An 18,250-nucleotide genomic window follows, 5' to 3' on the forward strand; every position below is an offset into this window, starting at 1 on the left:
TCATGAAAGGAAAGCGTATTTTCGAGACGGCGGCGGTAATCCTGGGCATCCTCGTGTTCTACGCGGTGGTGCTGGTCAGTTGCGAGAACAAGGTCATCTACCACCCCCATGTCTACCCGGAAGGCGAATGGCACGCGGCGGACGGCCTGGCCGTGGAGGACGTGTGGTTCAAGGCGTCCGACGGTACGAAACTGCATGGCTGGTACTTTCCCGCCACCGAAGCGCGCGCGACGTTGCTGTTCTTTCACGGCAACGCGGGCAACCTGACGCACCGCGTGGACAACATCCAGCGCCTCATGCCGCTCGGCCTCAACGTGTTCATCTTCGATTACCGCGGCTACGGCAAAAGCGAAGGCGCGCCGGACGAGGCGGGCCTGCTGAAAGACGCGCAGGCGGCGTACGACACGCTGGTGAAAGAACGCAAGGTGCCGCCGGATACGGTGATCCTGTTCGGCCGGTCGCTGGGCGGGGCGTTCGCCGCGGACGTCGCGTACCACAACCCGGCGGCGGGATTGATCCTGGAGGCGGCGTTCACCAACGCGCGCGACATGGCGGGCGCGATGTTCCCCGTCCTGCCCATCGGCTGGGCCATCCGTTCCAAATTGAACGCCGTCGACAAGGTGCCGGACATCACCATCCCCAAGCTCATCATCCACGGCACCGACGACGAAGTCGTGCCGTACCGGCTGGGACGCAAACTGTACGACGCGGCGGCGGAGCCGAAAGCGTTTTACGATCTGCCCGGCGTGGGGCACAACAACACCTACCGCCTGGGCGGGCAGGCGTACTTCGACCGCATCCACCGCTTTGTCGATGAAGCGCTGGCGGACAGCAAACCGAAACTCTCTAACAAGCAGGCTCCATGAAAAAAACCTGGATGGTATGGATGGCGGCGGCGGTCTGGATGCTGGGCGGACTCGCCGCCTGCGGCAATGAAGCGACCAGCCACCTGCACGAGGCGGCGAAGATCGGCGCGGTCGGCATGATGGACAAGCTGATCGAGCAGGGCGAGGACATCAACGTCAAGGACGCATTCCACCGCACGCCCCTGCACTGGGCCGTGGCGCGGGGTCACCTTGAGGCGGTGCGGTATCTTGTCGATCACGGGGCCAATGCCAACCCGCGCGACCGCGAGGGTTTCACGCCGCTCCACCTGGCGACGCAGTTGGGCGAACCGGCGATGGCGCGCCTGCTCATCGAACACGGCGCGGATTTGGAATTGAAAGAAAACTCGTGGCAGAAAACGCCGCTTCATTTCGTGGCGCAGTTCGGTACCGAGAACCTGGCGAAGCTGTTCGTCGAGAAGGGCGCGAACGTGAACGTGCGCGACGCGCTGGAACTGACGCCCCTGCATTACGCGTCCTTGAGCGGACAGCAGGGCGTCGTCACCCTGCTGGTGGATCACGGAGCGGACATCCACGCGCGGGGACAGGACCCCTTCACCCGCCAGCCGAACACCACGCCCCTGCAACTGGCCGCCGACCCGCAGATGCGCCTCCTGCTCAAATCCCTCGGCGCGAAGGAGTGACGCTCCGTTCCCTCATCTTGTGCACCTCCTGCAAATGGATTATGATGCCTTCCTTATGGTTTTCTTTATTTACGGAACAGGTGAATGGCGACACGGGCGGGGACTAAGGAAAAAGAACTGCGGCGGGAAATCCTGAAGGCGGTCAAGCGCGTGGTGATCAAGATCGGGAGCGGCGTGATCAGCGATCACGAGTCGGGCCGCACCGCGCTCGAGCGCGGCCTCAGCGAAAAGCGCATCCGCAGTTACGCCCGGCGCATCAAACACATCACCGACTTGGGCGTCGAGGTCATCCTCGTTTCCTCCGGCGCCATCATGGCCGGCCGCCAACGCCTCAACCTGGTGCGTTCCACCCTCGACATCCCGGAAAAACAGGCCTGCGCCGCCATCGGTCAGAGTTTTCTCATGCGCACCTACGAACACTTTTTCGACAAACAGGGTTTGAAGGTGGCGCAGATCCTGCTCGGCCACGACGACCTCGAGCACCGCAAACGCTTTTTGAACGCCAAGCACACCATCGAGGCCCTTCTGGAGCGCGGCGTCATCCCCATCGTCAACGAAAACGATTCGGTGACGGTCGATGAAATCAAGATCGGCGACAACGACACCTTGTCGGCGAACGTTGCCTGCATGGCGGGGGCGCAGTTGCTGGTCATTCTGTCGGACGTGGACGGCCTGTTCGACGGCGACCCCGCCCGCGCGCGCAAGAACGCGGCGGACGCGCCGAAGCTGATTCCGCACGTGGACCGCATCACGGCGGACATCGAACAGCTTGCGGGCAAAAGCCGGAACCCGCTTTCCGTCGGCGGCATGTACACCAAGGTGCTGGCGGCGAAAAAGACCATGAGTTTCGGCATTCCCACGCTGGTGGTGAACGGGCTGGATGGTAAAATACTGGACAGGATCTTCGCCGGGGCGGCGGTGGGCACGCTGTTCTGGTCGGGAAAAAACAAGATCCGCGACCGCAAGCACTGGATCGCCCACACGCTGAAACCGGCGGGCACGTTGACCGTCGATGCCGGCGCCTGTAAAGCCATCGTCGAGCGCGGCAAAAGCCTGCTTCCGGCGGGCGTGGTGAAGGTCGAGGGCGCGTTCGAGTTCGGCGCGTCGGTGCGCATCGTATCGGACGGAAGCGAGATCGCGCGCGGCCTCGTCAATTACAGTTCCGGCGCTCTCGACCGCATCAAGGGCATGAAAACGTCGGCGATCCGCAACCTCGTCGGTACCGACTTCTACGAAGAAGTCGTGCACCGCGACGACCTGGTGATACTTTAATCATGGCGAAATGGTGGGAAAAGGAACCGGTCCGCTTCGAATGCCAGCAGGGGTGTTTCAAGTGCTGCATGAAACCCGGCGTGGTGTATTTCGATTCCGACGACGTTCACCGTGCGGCGGACTATGTGGGGCTGAACCCCAGCGAGTTCCGCAAAAAGTACCGCCTGCGCAAGTTCGAGGGGTACTGGGAGATGGAAGTGAAGGAAGGGGAAGCCTGTACCTTCCTCACGATGCAGGGCTGTTCCATCCACCCGGCGAAACCGAAGCAGTGCAGTGCCTACCCGTTCTGGAAGGAACACCTCGACTCCAAAAACTACTGGACGCTGGTGGGCGGGTTCTGTCCCGGCATCAACGAAGGCCCGCCCGTTCCGGCGAAAGAGATCAAGCAGTACCTGCGGGATTTCCGCCTCTAGCCTGCATTTCCCGCCGACCCGAAAGCGGTTGACATTGCCCCGGTGCGGACCGATAATAACTTCCCGGTCAAAACTCTGAGACCAACCCCGCACGACCGGCCTTGCCAGCCTGTGCTCGATTCCATTAAACCGATAATGAAGGGATAATCATGCCTGTTTCCGTAGTGGTGGGTATGCAGTGGGGCGATGAGGGAAAAGGAAAAATCATCGACCTGTTCTCCGAAGAAGCCGATGTGGTCGCCCGCTACCAGGGCGGACACAACGCCGGTCATACCATCTGCTTCGGCGACAAGAAGTTCATCCTGCATCTCATCCCGTCCGGCATTTTCCATAAAGGCAAGCTGTGCGTCATCGGCAATGGCGTGGTGATCGACCCCAAGGCGCTGGTGGAGGAGATCGACATGCTCAAGCAGGCGGGGTTCGAGTTCGACGACAAGCTGGTGATCAGTGACCGCGCCAACATCATCCTGCCGTACCACATGGTGTCCGACCAGAACAAGGAGAGCACCTCCGGCGACCGCAAGATCGGCACCACCGGGCGCGGCATCGGCCCGTCCTACGCCGACAAGGTGGCACGCGCCGGACTGCGCCTGTGCGATTTTATGGACGAGGCGATTCTGAAAGACACCATGCGCGCCAACTACGAGGAAAAGAAAAAAATCCTCAAGAATCTGTATGACTGCGATCTGGCGGAGTTCGACAAACTGTACGATGACCTACTCGGCTACCGTGAAGTCATCCTGAAATACATCAGCGACACGCAAAGCATTCTGCGCAAGGAGATCGCGGCGGGGCACAAGGTTCTGTGCGAAGGCGCGCAGGGCACCATGCTGGACGTGGACCACGGCACCTATCCGTTCGTCACCTCGTCGAACGCCACCTCTGGTGGTGCGTGCACGGGCCTCGGCATTCCGCCCAACAAGATCGCCCGCGTCATCGGCGTGATCAAAGCCTACACCACGCGCGTTGGCGAGGGACCGTTCCCGACGGAGCTGACCGACGGGTTTGGCGATCAGTTGCGGAAAAGCGGCGACGAGTTCGGCTCGACCACCGGGCGGCCGCGGCGTTGCGGCTGGTTCGATGCGGTGGTGGCGAAGTACGCGGTGGAGCTGAACGGCATTGACGCGGTGACGCTGACCAAGATCGACGTGCTCGACCAGTTCGACACCATCAAAGTCTGCACCGGCTACTCGCACAAGGGGAAAGTGCTGGAAAGCGTGCCCGCCTGTCCGCGCATGCTGGAAGAGTGCGAACCGGTGTACACGGAGTTTCCGGGCTGGAAGCAGAAAACTTCGGGCGCGCGTTGCTTCAGCGACCTGCCGGACAACGCCAAGCGCTACATCGACGGTCTGCAGAAACTGCTGGACGTGGAGATGCTGATGATCTCCACCGGACCGCACCGCGACCACACCATTTCGCAGGGCGCACTGTTTTAACCGTCCGCATCGAGGTGGGCGATGAAGATTGAAGTTGCCGACAATGTTGCCGCATTTCTGAGCGAGCGGGGCCGGTCCGACGTGACCATCGAGGTCGAGGACCTGGAAACGCCGTGTTGCGTCGGACGCATGCCGGAGATGCGGATCCGGCACCAGCCGCCGTTCGATCCCACCGGTTACCGTCATTTCGAGACGGGCGGCATCACCCTCCATTTATCAAAGCTTCTGCACACCGGCGACACCGTGCGGGTGTACGTCTCCGGCATCGGCCCCTTCAAAAAGATCGAAGTCTCTGGCATCCACCTCATTTTGTAATTTATAATAAAGTTGATTTATATAGCCGTTTTTTCCTCGGTTTATAGACCGGATTTTACTGAGGCCTCATGCTGACCTGGACCATCCTCATTGGTGCATGCCTGTTTTTCTATTTCGCCGGCTACCGGTATTACGCCGGGCGGCTGGACCGCGATGTGGTGCGCCCGGATGCGGGGTCGCACACGCCTGCGGTGACGGAAAACGACGGCGTCGATTACGTGCCCAGCAAGCCGATGGTGCTGTTCGGACACAACTTCGCCTCCATCGCCGGGGCGGGGCCGGTGATCGGTCCCATCATCGCCATGCACCATTTCGGCTGGGCGCTGACGTTGCTGTGGGTGCTGGTCGGCAACGTGTTCATCGGTGCGGTGCACGACTACCTGACGCTCATGATGTCGGTGCGGAACCGCGGCCGCTCGGTGGCGGACATTGCCGAGTCCACCATGGGCTCGCGCGCCAAGTCCGTGTTCGCGCTGTTCCTCGTGCTGGCGATGTTGCTGGTCATCGCCGTGTTCGGCGTGGTGGCGGCGAAAACGCTGATCGCGCAACCGGAGATGGTCATTCCCACGTTCGCCATCATCCCCATCAGCATGATCTTCGGATGGTTCATTTATAAAAAGGGCGGCAACCTGGCCGGCGCGTCGGTCGTCGCGGTACTGGCGCTGGTCGCCAGTATTTATGCCGGATTCAAATTGCCCCTGCCGCTGGAAGGCGCGGTGCTGGGCCTGTCGCCCCTGATGTTCTGGTTTGTCCTGCTCATGATCTACGCCGCCGTGGCGTCGGTGCTTCCCGTCCACGTTCTTCTGCAACCGCGCGATTACCTGTCCACCTACGTGTTGTTCGGGAGCATGTCGCTGGGTATCGTGGCGTTGTTGTGGGTGGCGCCGGGACTCAACACCCCCGCGTACATGGGCGGATTTTCGCAGGAGCAGGGTCCGGTGTGGCCGATGCTGTTCGTGCTGGTGGCGTGCGGCGCGGTGTCGGGATTCCATTCCCTCGTTGCCGGAGGCACGGTGTCCAAACAACTGTCGAGCGAATCGCAGGGCCGCCTCATCAGTTACGGCGGCATGTTGACGGAAGGCGTGGTGGCGGTGGTGACGGTTCTGCTGGTGGGCGGCGGATTGTACTGGGTCGCGCCCGCGGGCGGCGGCATCGACATGGCGCAGTTGGGATTCCGCGAGACGCTGAAAACGGGCGGCTGGATTCACGCTTTCGGTCACGGCTACGGCAACGTGGTTCACCAGATGTTGCCGGTGCTGGAATTCACGCTGGCGTCGATGATCGCGGTGCTGGCGCTCAATACGTTTGTCATGACGACCCTCGATACGGCGGTGCGCATCACCCGCTTCATCGTGCAGGAGTCGCTGGGCCAGCGCGTTCCCGTGTTCCTCAACAAATACGTGACCACCGCGGCTGTCATCGCCATCGCGTTTGTGATCGGCGCGAGCGACGGCTGGCAGAAGATCTGGCCGATCTTCGGCGCGACCAATCAATTGATCGCCGCCGTCGCCCTGTTCGTCATCGCCACCTACCTCATCGGTGTCAAGCGGCCGACTCATTATGCGCTGTATCCGGCGGTGTTCATGGTGATCACCACCATCGGCGCGTTGTCGTGGCAGGCGTACCGGTTTTTCACCGCGCCGGAGCCGCACCTGTTTCTGGGAACGGCGGCGCTGGTGCTCATCGGCCTCGCGTTGTTTGTCGGACATGAGGGTTTGCAGGCGCTGAAGGGCAGGAAAATCAGTACTGAACCCGTCACCAGCGAAGCCTGAACCGCGTTGAGCGCAATTTTCCCGCGCCACTCTCACGGTGGGCGGTTGATTTTCCCCCAACGGGGGATGTATGATGGGCCAAATCAACGGATCAGGTTGAAAGGGGAAGCGTTATGAAGTTGAGCGAGGTGATAGCACGGCAGACGGAGAAGAAAACCGGCGGTCAGGTTCCCGGCGACCGGCCACGGACGCCCGTGAACAATCGGGCGCTCAAAGTGATCCGCACCCGCGAAACACCCAATCCCAATGCTCTGCAATTTGTGCTCAACGCCCAGATTCTGGAGACCGGCAACAAGTCGTACTCCTCGCCGGAAGACTGTGGCGACGACAAGCTGGGGCAGGCCCTGTTCAAGAATTCGGCGGTGAAGAACGTGTACATCATGAAAAATTTCGTCACCGTCACCAAGCAGGACACGGCGGGGTGGAATCCGTTGAAAACCCAGGTGTGGAACACCATCGACGAACTGGTGGAAGTGTACCCCAGCGAGGAAGCGGGCAAGACGGAGCACGTGGACGTGTCCGATTTCCACGGCCTGCCTTACGAGAAGAAACTGGAAGCCATCGAGATGGTGCTGAACCGCTCCATCCGCAGTCAGCTGGCGCAGGATGGCGGCGGCGTGGACCTGCAGGGTCTCGAGGGCAACGAAGTGCTCATCCACTACCAGGGGGCGTGTGAGAACTGCCCGTCGTCGATGACCGGCACCCTCCAGCACATCGAAAAGCTCATCAAACAGCAGTTGCACCGCGAACTGGTGGTCAAATCGGTCTGACGCCGCTCCACCCCACGCAAAACAGGCCTCCCGCACGGGAGGCTTTTTTTATTTGCCGGTGACGGCCCCGCCGGTGAGGAGGTCGCCCAGCGCTTCGAAAATGCGCTTGGGCTTGGCGAGAATTGATTTGGCGGCTTCCATGTCCACCTTCGGGTCGTTGAACGGGCCTTCCAGCTTGAAGTAGGTTTCCACCAGACCCTCGTCGGTTTTGCTTCCCGCAACAAACCGGCCGAGCAGGGGCACCCCTTGCAGGATTTTATCCAGGTCGCCCATGGGCAACGCCTTGCCGTTCATGTCGAATGTTTCCGTGTTGAGGTCGGCGGTGCCTTCCAGGTACACCTTCAGATACTGGCCCTCCAGCCCCATCAGCGGTGTGTGGACCACGCCCTGTTTGATTTTGAACGTGCCGCCCATGCGGTCAAACACCAGGCCCTTTTCGCTCAGCTTCTGCAGGGCGGTGGGATTGAGGATGGTGAGGATGGCTTTCACCGCGCCCAGTTCCTTGAGACTGCCCTCTGTGACTAGCAGTTTCAGGTCTCCATTCATGCCCTTCGTGGCCGGGCCCTTTTCCGGAACGTGCCCTTTCAGGGTTCCCGTGAACTTGACGATGCCTTTCAGGTGCTTCGCTTCATAGTCCTCGATGGAAAGCCCCTTGCCGCCGAACGAGAAATCGTATTTGTCCTTCGCCGTGTTGTACACCCCCTTGACGCCCATCGTGCCATGCGGCGGCACGAAGGCGGAGCGGTTGAGCACCACCTTGTCCTTCAGCAGGGTGATTTCGCCGGTGATGCGATTGAAGGGGTAGCCCTTGGCGTTCACTTTCATCAACTTGAATCCCAGTGACACCGGGATCTTCGGCGGCTTGGAGTTGATTTTCACCATCGCATCCTGAATAGAGAAGTTGTGCTTGTCCGGTGACAGCACCATTTTTTCCCCCTGCAGGTTTCCGGTCAAGCGTATGCGGTCGATGGACGCCGGTCCCACGGCCTTCACGTCGCCCGACAACACGGTTTTGACCAGGCCCCATTTTGCCGGCCATTTTGCCTGCGACAGATCCAGTTTGCGGAGTTTGAAATCCGAGTTGAGCTCCGCCACCGATTTCTTGTTTCCCGGTGCGGGCAGAGTGATTTTCCCATTCTGGATCAATTCGCCGTTCAACATCGCCGCCTTGACTTTGCTATCGATGTTTCGGCCCTGCATCGTGGCGTCCGCATCCAGCCGCGAGATGGGGAGAGCCATGCTGTCGAGCGCCTGAATGGTCACGAGAACGTCGTCGGCCACCAGGCTGGTTTCGTACGCCAGTTTATCGGGATCGTTGACGGGACCTTTGGCGGTCAGTTTACCGGTAAGCATGCCCTTGCCGATGCCTGCCGATTTGGGAATGGGCAGTTGCGCGACATCGATGCGATTCACCGTGACGGTCGAGTCCAGCATCATCCCCTCGTTTCCATCGGCGGGGAAGGTGAGGTCGCCTTCGTGCTGAACTTCGCCGCCGAATGCAGTGGCCTTGAGGGTGTTGTGGAGTTTGCGGTTTTTCATTTCCGCGTCGGCCTGCCAGCGTCCGACGCCGATCTGCATGTCTGCGGGTGTGAGCAGTAATTCGTCACCCGAAAGCGAGGCGTGCAGGGTCAGCCCTTCCAGCGTGGCGGGGCCGCGCAGTTGGAGGGAGCCGGTGACCAGTCCGTTTCCCCATTGGGATACTTCCGGGATGCCCAGCCGGTTGAGTTCCAATTGACTCACCTTCGTGGTGGTGTTCAGCACCGGGTCCGGGGTGGTGCCGGAAATCCGCAGGTCGCCGGAATGTTCGATGTGCCCCGCCCCCATTTCGAGATCGAGGTGGTGGTTGAGGTTGCCCCGGCGCCACACCACCTGGCTGTCCAGGTGGTCGAACGGGTAGGTTCGGCCGGCGGCGGTGATGGACACATTGCTTCCTACCAGGTGCGCCTGAATTACGGCTTGTTGCTGGAACTGGGCGCCATCTTCCAACGCATCCAGCGGCACCTGCATATCGGCCTGCAACATTTCAAACCGGCCTTGCGGGTTGTAGGGTTTGAAGATTTTCGACGGGTCTTGCGGGAAAAAGAAATTGATGGATTGCAGTTCCTCCAGCGTGAACCGGTTCAACGTGAGGCCCACGTCCAGAGAAGCGCCGGGAGTGAGCACTTCATGCACCGCAAGGTCGCCTTGAAGATGCAGTTTGTCCAGACGGACATCCAGGTCGCTCAACGTCACATCCAGTTTTTGACTGCTGGGCCGGGAGACTTGAATGATGCCGGACATCCGCATCATCTGCTGGTCGATCGCCTTGCCGCCCTTGCGCTTGATCCAGTAAATGCGTCCCTGTTCGATGCCAATGTTATCGATCGCCAGTTGAAAGTTACGGAAGGTGCCGCGGATGGAATTGACCATGGTTTCCGTGCCTTCCGCTTCCGGCTGGGATTCATCCGGTTTTTGTTCTTCGGGGGCCGTGTCCTGATCCAGGTAAATGGTGATTGCGGGTTGAATGAGGTCGATGGTTTTCACTTCCACCTTGCCGGCGAGCAGGGGCATCAGGTACACGTTGACGAACAGGTTTTTGGCGGAAACGAGTTTGTCCTTGCCGTCCATGGACTCCACGCTGACTCCATCCGCCTTCAGCCTGAATCCATCCTGGAAGTTATAGGCGAGGCCTTCGATTTCCACCTTCATGCCGGTGGCCTCGGTGAGGGTGCGGGTGAGGGGACCTTTCAGGGACTGAACATCGACGAAGTAGGCCAGTGCGGCGAGAACGAGGATGCCGAGAAACACCGCCGCCGCCAACCCCAGCATGATTCGTTTCACGAGTCCGATCATCCGCCTCGCGCGGGGGGACTTCAAGCGGGGCCGGATGAACTTGCCGGAACCCTTTTGAGGCTTTCGCGGTGAGTGGGGGGAGGATTTTCCGGGACCGGCCGAAGCCCGGCCCCGGGTCCCTTTTTTGGGGACGTCCGGTTTCTGTGGTGTGTTGGCCATGCCTTTAATTATAAAGGCTTATTGGGCTAAGGGAAAATCGAATTCAGCTTAATTAGAGGCTCGGGCGTCGGTTATTTGCGGAGAGTGGAGCGCATAAAAAAAACCGGCTGGGTTCCGTAGAACCTCAGCCGGTTTGCTCTCTGTATTACGGTGGTGCTTAGAACGTCCAACTGCCGTGATTGGCGACGATCATGCACATCAACATGGGGATGGACAGGATGGCGTTGGTGCGGCTTGCCACAAAAGCGGTCTTTTTTGCCTTGGCCAGCGCATCACCTTCCAGCTCGCCCGCGATGATCTTTTTCTGGTTGGGCCAAATGAACGCCCAGACGTTGATCATCATGATGATACCCAAAACCATGCCGATGTGAATCGTCATGCTGGGAATGCCTTCCACCTGGCCACGGCCGACGCCGTAGTAAATGATTCCCGACACGACCGTCAACCACGCCATATGGCGGAACCACCAAAGGGCCTTCGGCAGGACGACCTGAGTGTACGGTTTGGCAGCTCCCTGTTCCGTCAATTGGGGCATGCTGGCAACCTGAATGATGTTAAAAAACCAAAGCAGGCCAATCCAGAAAATCCCGAACACGACGTGAAAAAATTCAGCTACCCACATAAAATGCGCCTCCTTTATATATGCCTGGTAAATGTTGGTTTATTAAATTCGGATTCTTAAGAATCAAGCTCTGGGCCGAACGAGGACGGACAGACAATTTAATGAGTAAGATGGAAAATCAGGGGTTGAGATTCATCAATTTTGGAAAATTTTGGGAAAAATGGGCAGATTAAAATGCGCCCGAACGGATTTCCGGGCATTTGGGGCCTGTGTGGGGAGCCGGGTCAGCGCCCCAATAGCAGGATCAAAAGCAACCCCAAGGCAAGCAGGTTGAACAGCAGCAGGGACCATGCCCAGCTCCGCGGCACCATCGGCCGGGGGACGGCGGCTGGCGTGGCAGGCGTGGGTGGCGTTTGGGCCGCACCTTGTGTGCGCCCCTGAATTTCCTTCAGGCGGCGGTTTTCCAGCGTCAACCGATCGACTTCCTTTTGCAGGGTCGCTACCCGGTCCCGCAGTTGCAGGCGTTCCACCTTCAACGCTTTCGACCGTGCGACCTCCCGTTCCAGCGCTTCTTCCGGTCCGCGGGTGATGCCCTCGCTTTCCGGCGGATCGGTCCATTCTTCGGTCATGGTGTCAGACTTTCTCCCCTCGGAGGAGGGACGCTCAGTGGAGTCGGATCAGGCCGTTTTGCCGGCGGCGTGAAAACGGCCGCTCGCTTCCGTCAGCCGCTGGATGTGGCCGGGCGATAAAATGAGATCGCCCGCCTGGGCGAACTCGCGGATCTGTCCGGGTTTCTTGGAGCCGACGACCGCCGTCACCACGTTGTCCTGCGCCAGCACCCAGGCGAGGCTCACGTTGACAGGAGCGGTGCTCAACTCTTCGGCGATGGCTTCGACCTCCTCGCGCACGGGTTTGGAGTTCGAAAAATACGGCTCTTGGTACAGATAATATTCCTGCCGTGTCGGCGCTTTCCGCGCGGCGTCATCGATGCGCCCCGCCAGCAGTCCGCGCGCCGTCGGGGAATAGATCATGTAGCCGATCTTGTTCTGCTTGCAGGCGTCCAGCGTCCGGCCTTCGTATTCGCGTTGCAGTAAATTGTAAGGGATTTGGTTGATGGTGAACGCACTGGCGCGGTCGCCCAGAAGTTGCAGGTCGGTGGCATCGAAATTGGAGAGCCCCACGGTGCGGGCCTTGCCGCTTTCCTTGAGCGCGTGCATGATCTCGCACAACTTGCGCGATTTGTCCGGGGAATTGAAGTACGTGCCGGGCCAGTGGACCAGGTACACATCCACGTAATCCCGGTCCAGTGCTTTCAGAGTTCCGTCCAGCCGTTCCTCATACGCGGCGCGGGTGAGATCGGCATCCGGCCAGATTTTGGAAATGATGAGGACGTCGTTCTTTTTACTGCCGAGGGCTTTGCCCAGGCGGCGTTCGGACTCGCCATCGCCGTAGCCCTCGGCGGTGTCGAAAGCGGTGATGCCTCCCTCCAGTGCGGCTTTTACAGACGCGTCCGCTTCTTCCGGTGTGGCGTAGTCCCCCCAGCCGCCGCTGGGGGCGATCTGCCAGCATCCGAAGGTGATCACGCTCCAGGGTGTGTCCAGTCCCTTTACGGAGACAGCGCGCATGTTACCTCACGATCATGGTGAAACTGCGGTAGCGGTAATGAGGACCTTCCGTCTTGATGGTCGCGGCGAAGGGTTCACCTTCCTTTTCCACTTTCTCCAGGTGCTTCTTGAAGCGGTACAGGCGGTACCCACCAATCACTGCCGCGATGCCGATAAACAGGATCAGCGTGGCGAACAGGAATCCCAACAGCGCCGGGTACAGGAAGATCAGGACCGCAAGCGTAATCAATGCCGCACCAAAAATCAACACCGACCACTGTAGTGAATTGTAACCTTCGGTGAACAAATCTTTTGGCTGATGAGTCCGGTTGAACATACGCCCTCCTTCTGAATTGAGGCTCCATTGCCTTCATGTCCATTACATAAAATCGCGGGGGTGGCGGGTCAAGGGCCCGAATGTGTCGTTTGAGGCGATTCTTTGCGAATCAGGCGGGCTTTGCGAGCAGGCGGCGGATCTGGCCGAAATCCCGTTTCTGCAGAGAAAGCGGCCGTCGCCAGTTGACCACGCGCGGACTCGGGTGGTACAGCGCCAGCAGGGTGAATGCGTCCATATCTTGCGGCCTGGCAAGGATGTCCGCCAGCTTGAACCGGGTGCCCATCAGCCGGTTGATGGCCTCGAGCCCCACGGTGCCCAGGGTCACCACCACGCGCGGCCGGATCACTTCCAGCGTTTCTTTCAAAAACGCGGCGCAGGTGTCGATTTCTTGCGTCGTGGGCCGGCGGTTGTTGCCGTTCTCCAGGGGATTGCACAGCACTGCGTTGGTGATGAACACGTCGCCGCGGGTGAGGCCGATGTGGGCGAGCAGGGTTTCGAAATTTTTACCGGACTGGTCACCGGAAAAAGGCACGCCCGTGCGGGCGGCGCCGAATCGGCCGGGAGCTTCCGCTACGAACACCACTTCGGAGTCGATACTTCCGTTGCGGTCGCTCAGGATGGCCTGCTGGCAGGCCAGTTTGGGACACTGAATGCATTCGGCGGCACGTCCAGAAAGCGAAAGAAAGCGGCGGCGTTTGGCGGAGGCGCTCATGGTGTGGCCCCGGTCAGGAGTTTTCCGTCTTGTCGCGCCGGGCGGGGTCGTGCGTCAACTCGTCTTCCGTTTCGTCCTCTTCGTCATCGTCGCTGGAGCGGCAGATGACGAGGAACCCGACGAGCAACAGCACACTGGCCAGAATGGTGAACAGAATATCCATGACGGCTCACGCAAATCAGAACGGCTTGACGGTGGCGAAATAAATCATGCCGCCGCCAATGAGGAAAATCGCAATATGCACCATCATAGCGTATTTCTTCGGCAACATGTCTTTATTGATTTGAACGCCGTTCTGGAATCCCAGCGCGATGAGCACCAGCAGAAGTCCCAGCTTGGGATAAATCCACTTGGACTCGTCGAACACGCCGGTGGTGACGGCGAGATAGATGCCGGACAGGATGGTGACGCCGAGGATGGGGTAGTAGATGAATTTATGGATGCGCTTCTGGGTTTTGCGCAGGCCTTCGCGTTCTTCAGCGGCTTTCAGACGCAGGCGGAACACGACGGTGAGCGACTGTAAAAACAGCGTGCCTACCACGAGGCACATGGAAATCATATGGAGCGTCAGAAAGAAGTTTTTCATGGACTCGAAACCGGTTCGTGTATTTGGGTCAGGGGGTGTTCTGCACCGCGGATTTGTCCGGCGGTCCGGCTTTCCAGTAAACGAGGCTGGAAACCATGAGGGCCATGCCGATGCCGCAGTAAATCGCCGCCACCACCACGTAACCGCCCAGGAGCTCGTTCCATGCGCGGAGCATGAAGCCGACGCCCATCATCACCGCGATGAAAATATAAAACGGTTTGGCGTACACGTGGTGGACCTTGAGCGGGGGCTCGAGGTTGTCGATGCGGTCCTTGTTGCGGCGCGCGGTTTTGGTGAGTACGAATTTGCCCTTGACCCCGCCGATCAAAAGCGCCGCGCCGAGTGAAATGAACACCGCCTGCTGGGACGAACCCTGGGTTTCGATGGCGAGGAAATACATGCCGATGCCGCGCACCAGCAAGAACAGGCCGACCAGCCCCCAGATGGTTCCTGCAATTGTATAAAGTTGATTTTTGGTCATTGTTATGGCTTTCCAGCCGCCCGCGTCTCCAAAACAGATGCCGGGCCGGTTAAGGGTTTGTGGCCGCGTTCAGGGATTTGGCTTGCGGTCGCTGAACGGTTTGCCGCGGACGGGGCGCGTCGCCATCCTTCCGCTTTTGCTTTTGTAGAGCAGGCGCGTCTCGCCGTTTCTCAGGTCCACCAGGTAGCCGTCCTGCCCGATGCCGTCCTTGGTCCACATGTAGGGCAGGGGGCCGGCGGGGAAGACGGGATTCAGGTGAATTTCGTGATCGTATTTGTCGCGGTTTACCGGATCGGGTTCCATCAGGGATTTGCATTCCTCGACTTCCGGTAGCCGCCATTCGTCGTAACCGGCGAATTTGTTCGTCGTCAGTTTTTTACAGTATTCCAAAGCTTCGTCCCAGGTCAGCCATTTCTGCTCCGCCTGCCAGGAATCTTCCTTCGCCCACAAGAGATCGTGCAGGGTGTCCTTGATGGTGCCGTTGCCGTTGTCGATGAATCGTTGTTTGTCGCTCATGGTTTCAGTGAGAGAGTGCGGTTTCGTTGCCCAGGGAGTCCAGGGAAATCCTGTTCAGTCGCTGGTTCAGGGCATCGAGGTCGAATCGGGGCGGGTTCTTCAACTGCGCCCGCTTTTTGATGTCTCCGAATGACCACTTCAGCAGGAGGTCGGAATAACACAGCCAACGCGTTCGGCGCAGGATGCGGCGTACTGTAGATCTTGAAATTTTAACCGGATCGTCGGAGTTCAGCAATGCCTTGTTGTTGTGCAGAACGGCCACGGTCTCCATGGCCATCCACAACGGCCAGATGCAGAACAGGCGGATGCGCGTCTCGCTTCGCGGAATGGCGAGGGTGAACCTGAGTGCGTCCTCCAGGTGCCCCAGCGTCTTGTGCAGGAGCCGCTCCATGACCTCGAGGTTCCGGTTGATGGAAGTACCGGCGTTGAACTCCTCCACCGTCAGGCCCTGACCGGTGATGTACGAACGCGGAATGTACGACCAGCCCCGGCCGCGGTCGACGATGATGTCTTTCGAGATGTTCGTCATCTGCAACCCGAGGCCGAAGGAGACGGCGGTGCGTTGCATGGTCTCTTTGGCCTTCGGTGACAGATGCGGGATTTCCTGGAAAAACAGGTTGCACAGCATTTCTCCCACCAGCCCGGCGACGAAATAGCAGTATTCCTCCAGCTCGTGCTCGTCTTCGAGCAGGGTGATTTCGTTGTACGAAAACTTCTGCTGGAAGTAGGCCATGCCCCGCGCCATGCGCGAAACCGAAGGGATGATCTGTTCGCGGTGGTTGACGCGCAACGAGTCGAACACGTTGAACACGCGCGGCGTGTTGAGCAGGAGGTCGAGGTCGTTTTCCGAGCCGTCCACGGCGCGGCACTCTTCCACCCACCGGGCCAGGTTGCTGGCACGGTAATCCGGGTCCTCGATGATGTGCGAGAACTCCTGCAGGAGGCGGATTTTGATTCTGGGGTCGAGCTCCGCCGCGTCTTCCACGGTATCGACGATGCGGCAGAACAGGTAGGCGGTCAGGATACTGCGATACAGGTTATCCTTGAGAACGGCGATATTGAGCGCGAAGGTGCGGCTGACCTTCGGCAACATCTGTCTGCAATATTCCCAATCCTGCATGTTTTATCCAAAGTACGGGACCCGTCATGTGGGGTAACCCTCCGGAATGAAGTCAACAGGCCTAGTGTGCGGCCTGAGGCATTTCTTCCATATCCTGTGCGATTTTCAGAATGGCGGTGTGGACTTCGTTGATCACGTATTCCGGGGTGCTGGTGCCGGCGGTGATACCCACGTGGTTTTTGTTGGTGAACCAACTGCGGTCCAGCTGGGTTGCGGCTTCGATGTGATGCGCTTCGACGTTTTTCTCGTCGCACACCTGCACCAGCTTCTTGGTGTTGGATGAGTTGTAGCCGCCAATGACGATCATCAGGTCCACCTGGTCGGCCAGGTCCCGCACCGCAATCTGGCGGTCGCGCGTCGGCTGGCAGATGGTGTTGACGAAGGCAACGTCTTCCACGCAGTCCATCTCGCGGATTTTGCGCACCAGGTTTTCCACCTTCTCCATCTGCTGGGTGGTCTGGCTGACAATGCCGAACCGCTTGGTGGGCGCGGCGCGCAGTTTTTCGAGATCCTCTTCGTTGTTGATGACGATGTAATCGTCCAGATCGCCGACGATGCCCTTCACCTCCACGTGCTCTTCCTGTCCGATGACAACGGGGAAGTAGTTCTGCTCGACCATGCTTTTGACGGTCTTGTGCACGCGCATGACCAATGGGCAACTCGCGTCGTAAACAATGTGTCCGGCATTCACCAGCGCTTCTTTCATTTTCTCGGCGGCGCCGTGGGCGGTGATCATCACTTTCTTGGTTTTGATCTTATTCAAATCATCGATGCCGTTGACCAGATCGACACCGTTGCGTTTCAACGATTCATTCACCTGACGGTTGTGGACCAACTGACCCACGATGGTGAGGTCGGATTTGAACTGTGGTTCCATCGCCAGGTTGATGGCGTCCTTGACGCCGAAACAGGTGCCGAGCGCACTTGCGAGGGATACTTTCATCGTCCGTCCTTATTCTGAATATATGGAGTGATTACCCGAAACGGGTTTTTCGCTAATGATTTAAGTTCAAAAGCATAACAGAATGCCACCGGGTTTGGAATAAAAATCGGCCCCGCCATTCCCGGCGGAATCACTTAAAAATAAGGTTCTTGACCAGTTGCCAGGTGGTTTGACGCCCGATTTCAGCGATGCTTTCGGTCAGCGGGATGCGTTTGGGGCAGACTTCCACGCAGACCTGGGCATTGCCGCAGTCGGCGATGCCGCCTTTGCCCATGACCGCCTCCAACCGTTCTTCCTTCTCCATGGCGCCGGTGGGGTGCATGTTGAACAGCCGCACCTGGCTGAAGGTCGAGGCCCCCATGAAGTCGTTGTCCAGCGCGAACTGCGGGCAGGCCTCCAGGCAACAGCCGCAGGTCATGCACTCGGAAAGCGCATAGGCGGCGTTGCGTTGTTTTTCGGAAATCACCGGGCCCTCGCCGATGTCGTGACTGCCGTCGATGGTGATCCACGCGTGCACTTTCTTCAGGTTTTCGAACATGCGGGAGCGGTCCACCGCCAGGTCCCGCACGACGGGAAACTTTTTCATCGGCTCCAGCACGATGGGCTGTTCCAATTGATGCACCAGCGCCGTGCAGGACTGGCGCACGTGGCCGTTGATGTTCATGGTGCACGAGCCGCACACCTCCTCCAGGCAGTTGCACTCCCAGACCACCGGCGTCACCGTCCGGCCGTCGGCGGTGACGGGGTGTCTTTGGATGTCCATCAGACAGGAGATCACGTTGGCGTTTTCGCGGTCGGGCACTTCGAACTCCTGCCAGTAGGATTTGGAATCCGGAGCGTCCTGCCGTTTGATTTTCAGTCGAACCGTTTTCTTGTCGCTCATGATCTGCGG

At 59.2% G+C, this 18,250-nt stretch carries 21 protein-coding genes; 8 read left to right on the forward strand and 13 right to left on the reverse strand.

Features of this window, described 5'->3' with window-relative positions; translation table 11 throughout:
* Window positions 1–2 precede the first annotated feature (2 nt).
* The 8 genes from J2S31_RS04880 (at window position 3) to J2S31_RS04915 (ending at window position 7,506) form a co-directional block, all read left to right on the forward strand.
* Entirely contained in the window at window positions 3–866 is an 864-nt protein-coding gene (locus J2S31_RS04880) for an alpha/beta hydrolase (protein WP_237097944.1), read from the forward strand.
* Window positions 863–1,528 (forward strand): ankyrin repeat domain-containing protein, encoded by a 666-nt coding sequence (locus tag J2S31_RS04885; RefSeq protein WP_237097945.1) that lies wholly within the window; start codon window positions 863–865, stop codon window positions 1,526–1,528. The genes J2S31_RS04880 and J2S31_RS04885 overlap by 4 nt, the downstream gene beginning before the upstream one ends.
* 117 nt (window positions 1,529–1,645) lie before the next feature.
* On the forward strand, window positions 1,646–2,800 hold the full coding sequence (gene proB / locus J2S31_RS04890; RefSeq protein ID WP_371831644.1) for a glutamate 5-kinase: 1,155 nt from the start codon (window positions 1,646–1,648) through the stop codon (window positions 2,798–2,800).
* A 2-nt stretch (window positions 2,801–2,802) separates the two neighbouring features.
* Complete coding sequence (locus J2S31_RS04895) at window positions 2,803–3,213, forward strand: YkgJ family cysteine cluster protein (protein ID WP_237097947.1); 411 nt, start codon at window positions 2,803–2,805, stop codon at window positions 3,211–3,213.
* A gap of 149 nt (window positions 3,214–3,362) precedes the next feature.
* Window positions 3,363–4,649 carry an adenylosuccinate synthase gene (locus tag J2S31_RS04900; RefSeq protein WP_237097948.1) on the forward strand — a complete coding sequence of 429 codons (1,287 nt, stop codon included), beginning with the start codon at window positions 3,363–3,365 and terminating at the stop codon, window positions 4,647–4,649.
* Window positions 4,650–4,670: 21 nt separating this feature from the next.
* A complete protein-coding gene (locus tag J2S31_RS04905) occupies window positions 4,671–4,964 on the forward strand; it encodes a CC/Se motif family (seleno)protein (RefSeq protein ID WP_237097949.1) in 294 nt (97 codons plus the stop codon).
* Between the two features lie 68 nt (window positions 4,965–5,032).
* Entirely contained in the window at window positions 5,033–6,736 is a 1,704-nt protein-coding gene (locus J2S31_RS04910) for a carbon starvation CstA family protein (protein ID WP_237097950.1), read from the forward strand.
* Between the two features lie 113 nt (window positions 6,737–6,849).
* Entirely contained in the window at window positions 6,850–7,506 is a 657-nt protein-coding gene (locus tag J2S31_RS04915; protein WP_237097951.1) for a NifU family protein, read from the forward strand.
* 48 nt (window positions 7,507–7,554) lie between these two features.
* On the opposite strand, the gene J2S31_RS04920 is transcribed toward J2S31_RS04915, so the two are convergent.
* From J2S31_RS04920 to sdhB, 13 genes are all read right to left on the reverse strand, one after another.
* The gene (locus J2S31_RS04920) at window positions 7,555–10,326 is read right to left on the reverse strand and encodes an AsmA family protein (protein WP_237097952.1); all 2,772 of its coding nucleotides are present in this window, start codon (window positions 10,324–10,326) and stop codon (window positions 7,555–7,557) included.
* 328 nt (window positions 10,327–10,654) lie between these two features.
* Window positions 10,655–11,119, reverse strand: coding sequence for a urate hydroxylase PuuD (locus J2S31_RS04925; RefSeq protein ID WP_237097953.1), 465 nt, complete (start codon window positions 11,117–11,119; stop codon window positions 10,655–10,657).
* A gap of 224 nt (window positions 11,120–11,343) precedes the next feature.
* Window positions 11,344–11,688, reverse strand: coding sequence for a hypothetical protein (locus J2S31_RS04930; RefSeq protein ID WP_237097954.1), 345 nt, complete (start codon window positions 11,686–11,688; stop codon window positions 11,344–11,346).
* A gap of 48 nt (window positions 11,689–11,736) precedes the next feature.
* Window positions 11,737–12,684 carry an aldo/keto reductase gene (locus J2S31_RS04935; RefSeq protein WP_237097955.1) on the reverse strand — a complete coding sequence of 316 codons (948 nt, stop codon included), beginning with the start codon at window positions 12,682–12,684 and terminating at the stop codon, window positions 11,737–11,739.
* 1 nt (window position 12,685) lies between these two features.
* Entirely contained in the window at window positions 12,686–13,000 is a 315-nt protein-coding gene (locus tag J2S31_RS04940) for a hypothetical protein (protein ID WP_237097956.1), read from the reverse strand.
* Between the two features lie 109 nt (window positions 13,001–13,109).
* Window positions 13,110–13,712, reverse strand: a complete 603-nt coding sequence (locus J2S31_RS04945) for a uracil-DNA glycosylase (protein WP_237097957.1) — start codon at window positions 13,710–13,712, stop codon at window positions 13,110–13,112.
* Between the two features lie 13 nt (window positions 13,713–13,725).
* Window positions 13,726–13,875 carry a hypothetical protein gene (locus tag J2S31_RS04950; protein ID WP_005005565.1) on the reverse strand — a complete coding sequence of 50 codons (150 nt, stop codon included), beginning with the start codon at window positions 13,873–13,875 and terminating at the stop codon, window positions 13,726–13,728.
* Window positions 13,876–13,890: 15 nt separating this feature from the next.
* Window positions 13,891–14,298, reverse strand: a complete 408-nt coding sequence (locus J2S31_RS04955) for a CopD family protein (protein WP_237097958.1) — start codon at window positions 14,296–14,298, stop codon at window positions 13,891–13,893.
* Between the two features lie 28 nt (window positions 14,299–14,326).
* A complete protein-coding gene (locus tag J2S31_RS04960) occupies window positions 14,327–14,779 on the reverse strand; it encodes a hypothetical protein (RefSeq protein WP_237097959.1) in 453 nt (150 codons plus the stop codon).
* A gap of 69 nt (window positions 14,780–14,848) precedes the next feature.
* Window positions 14,849–15,295 carry an Lcl C-terminal domain-containing protein gene (locus J2S31_RS04965; RefSeq protein WP_237097960.1) on the reverse strand — a complete coding sequence of 149 codons (447 nt, stop codon included), beginning with the start codon at window positions 15,293–15,295 and terminating at the stop codon, window positions 14,849–14,851.
* A 4-nt stretch (window positions 15,296–15,299) separates the two neighbouring features.
* A complete protein-coding gene (locus J2S31_RS04970; protein ID WP_237097961.1) occupies window positions 15,300–16,415 on the reverse strand; it encodes a squalene/phytoene synthase family protein in 1,116 nt (371 codons plus the stop codon).
* Window positions 16,416–16,476: 61 nt separating this feature from the next.
* Window positions 16,477–17,358 (reverse strand): 4-hydroxy-3-methylbut-2-enyl diphosphate reductase, encoded by an 882-nt coding sequence (gene ispH, locus J2S31_RS04975; RefSeq protein WP_237097962.1) that lies wholly within the window; start codon window positions 17,356–17,358, stop codon window positions 16,477–16,479.
* 130 nt (window positions 17,359–17,488) lie between these two features.
* The gene (gene sdhB, locus J2S31_RS04980) at window positions 17,489–18,241 is read right to left on the reverse strand and encodes a succinate dehydrogenase iron-sulfur subunit (protein ID WP_237097963.1); all 753 of its coding nucleotides are present in this window, start codon (window positions 18,239–18,241) and stop codon (window positions 17,489–17,491) included.
* Window positions 18,242–18,250 lie beyond the last annotated feature (9 nt).

Source organism: Nitrospina gracilis Nb-211 (genome assembly GCF_021845525.1).
Lineage (GTDB): Bacteria > Nitrospinota > Nitrospinia > Nitrospinales > Nitrospinaceae > Nitrospina > Nitrospina gracilis_A.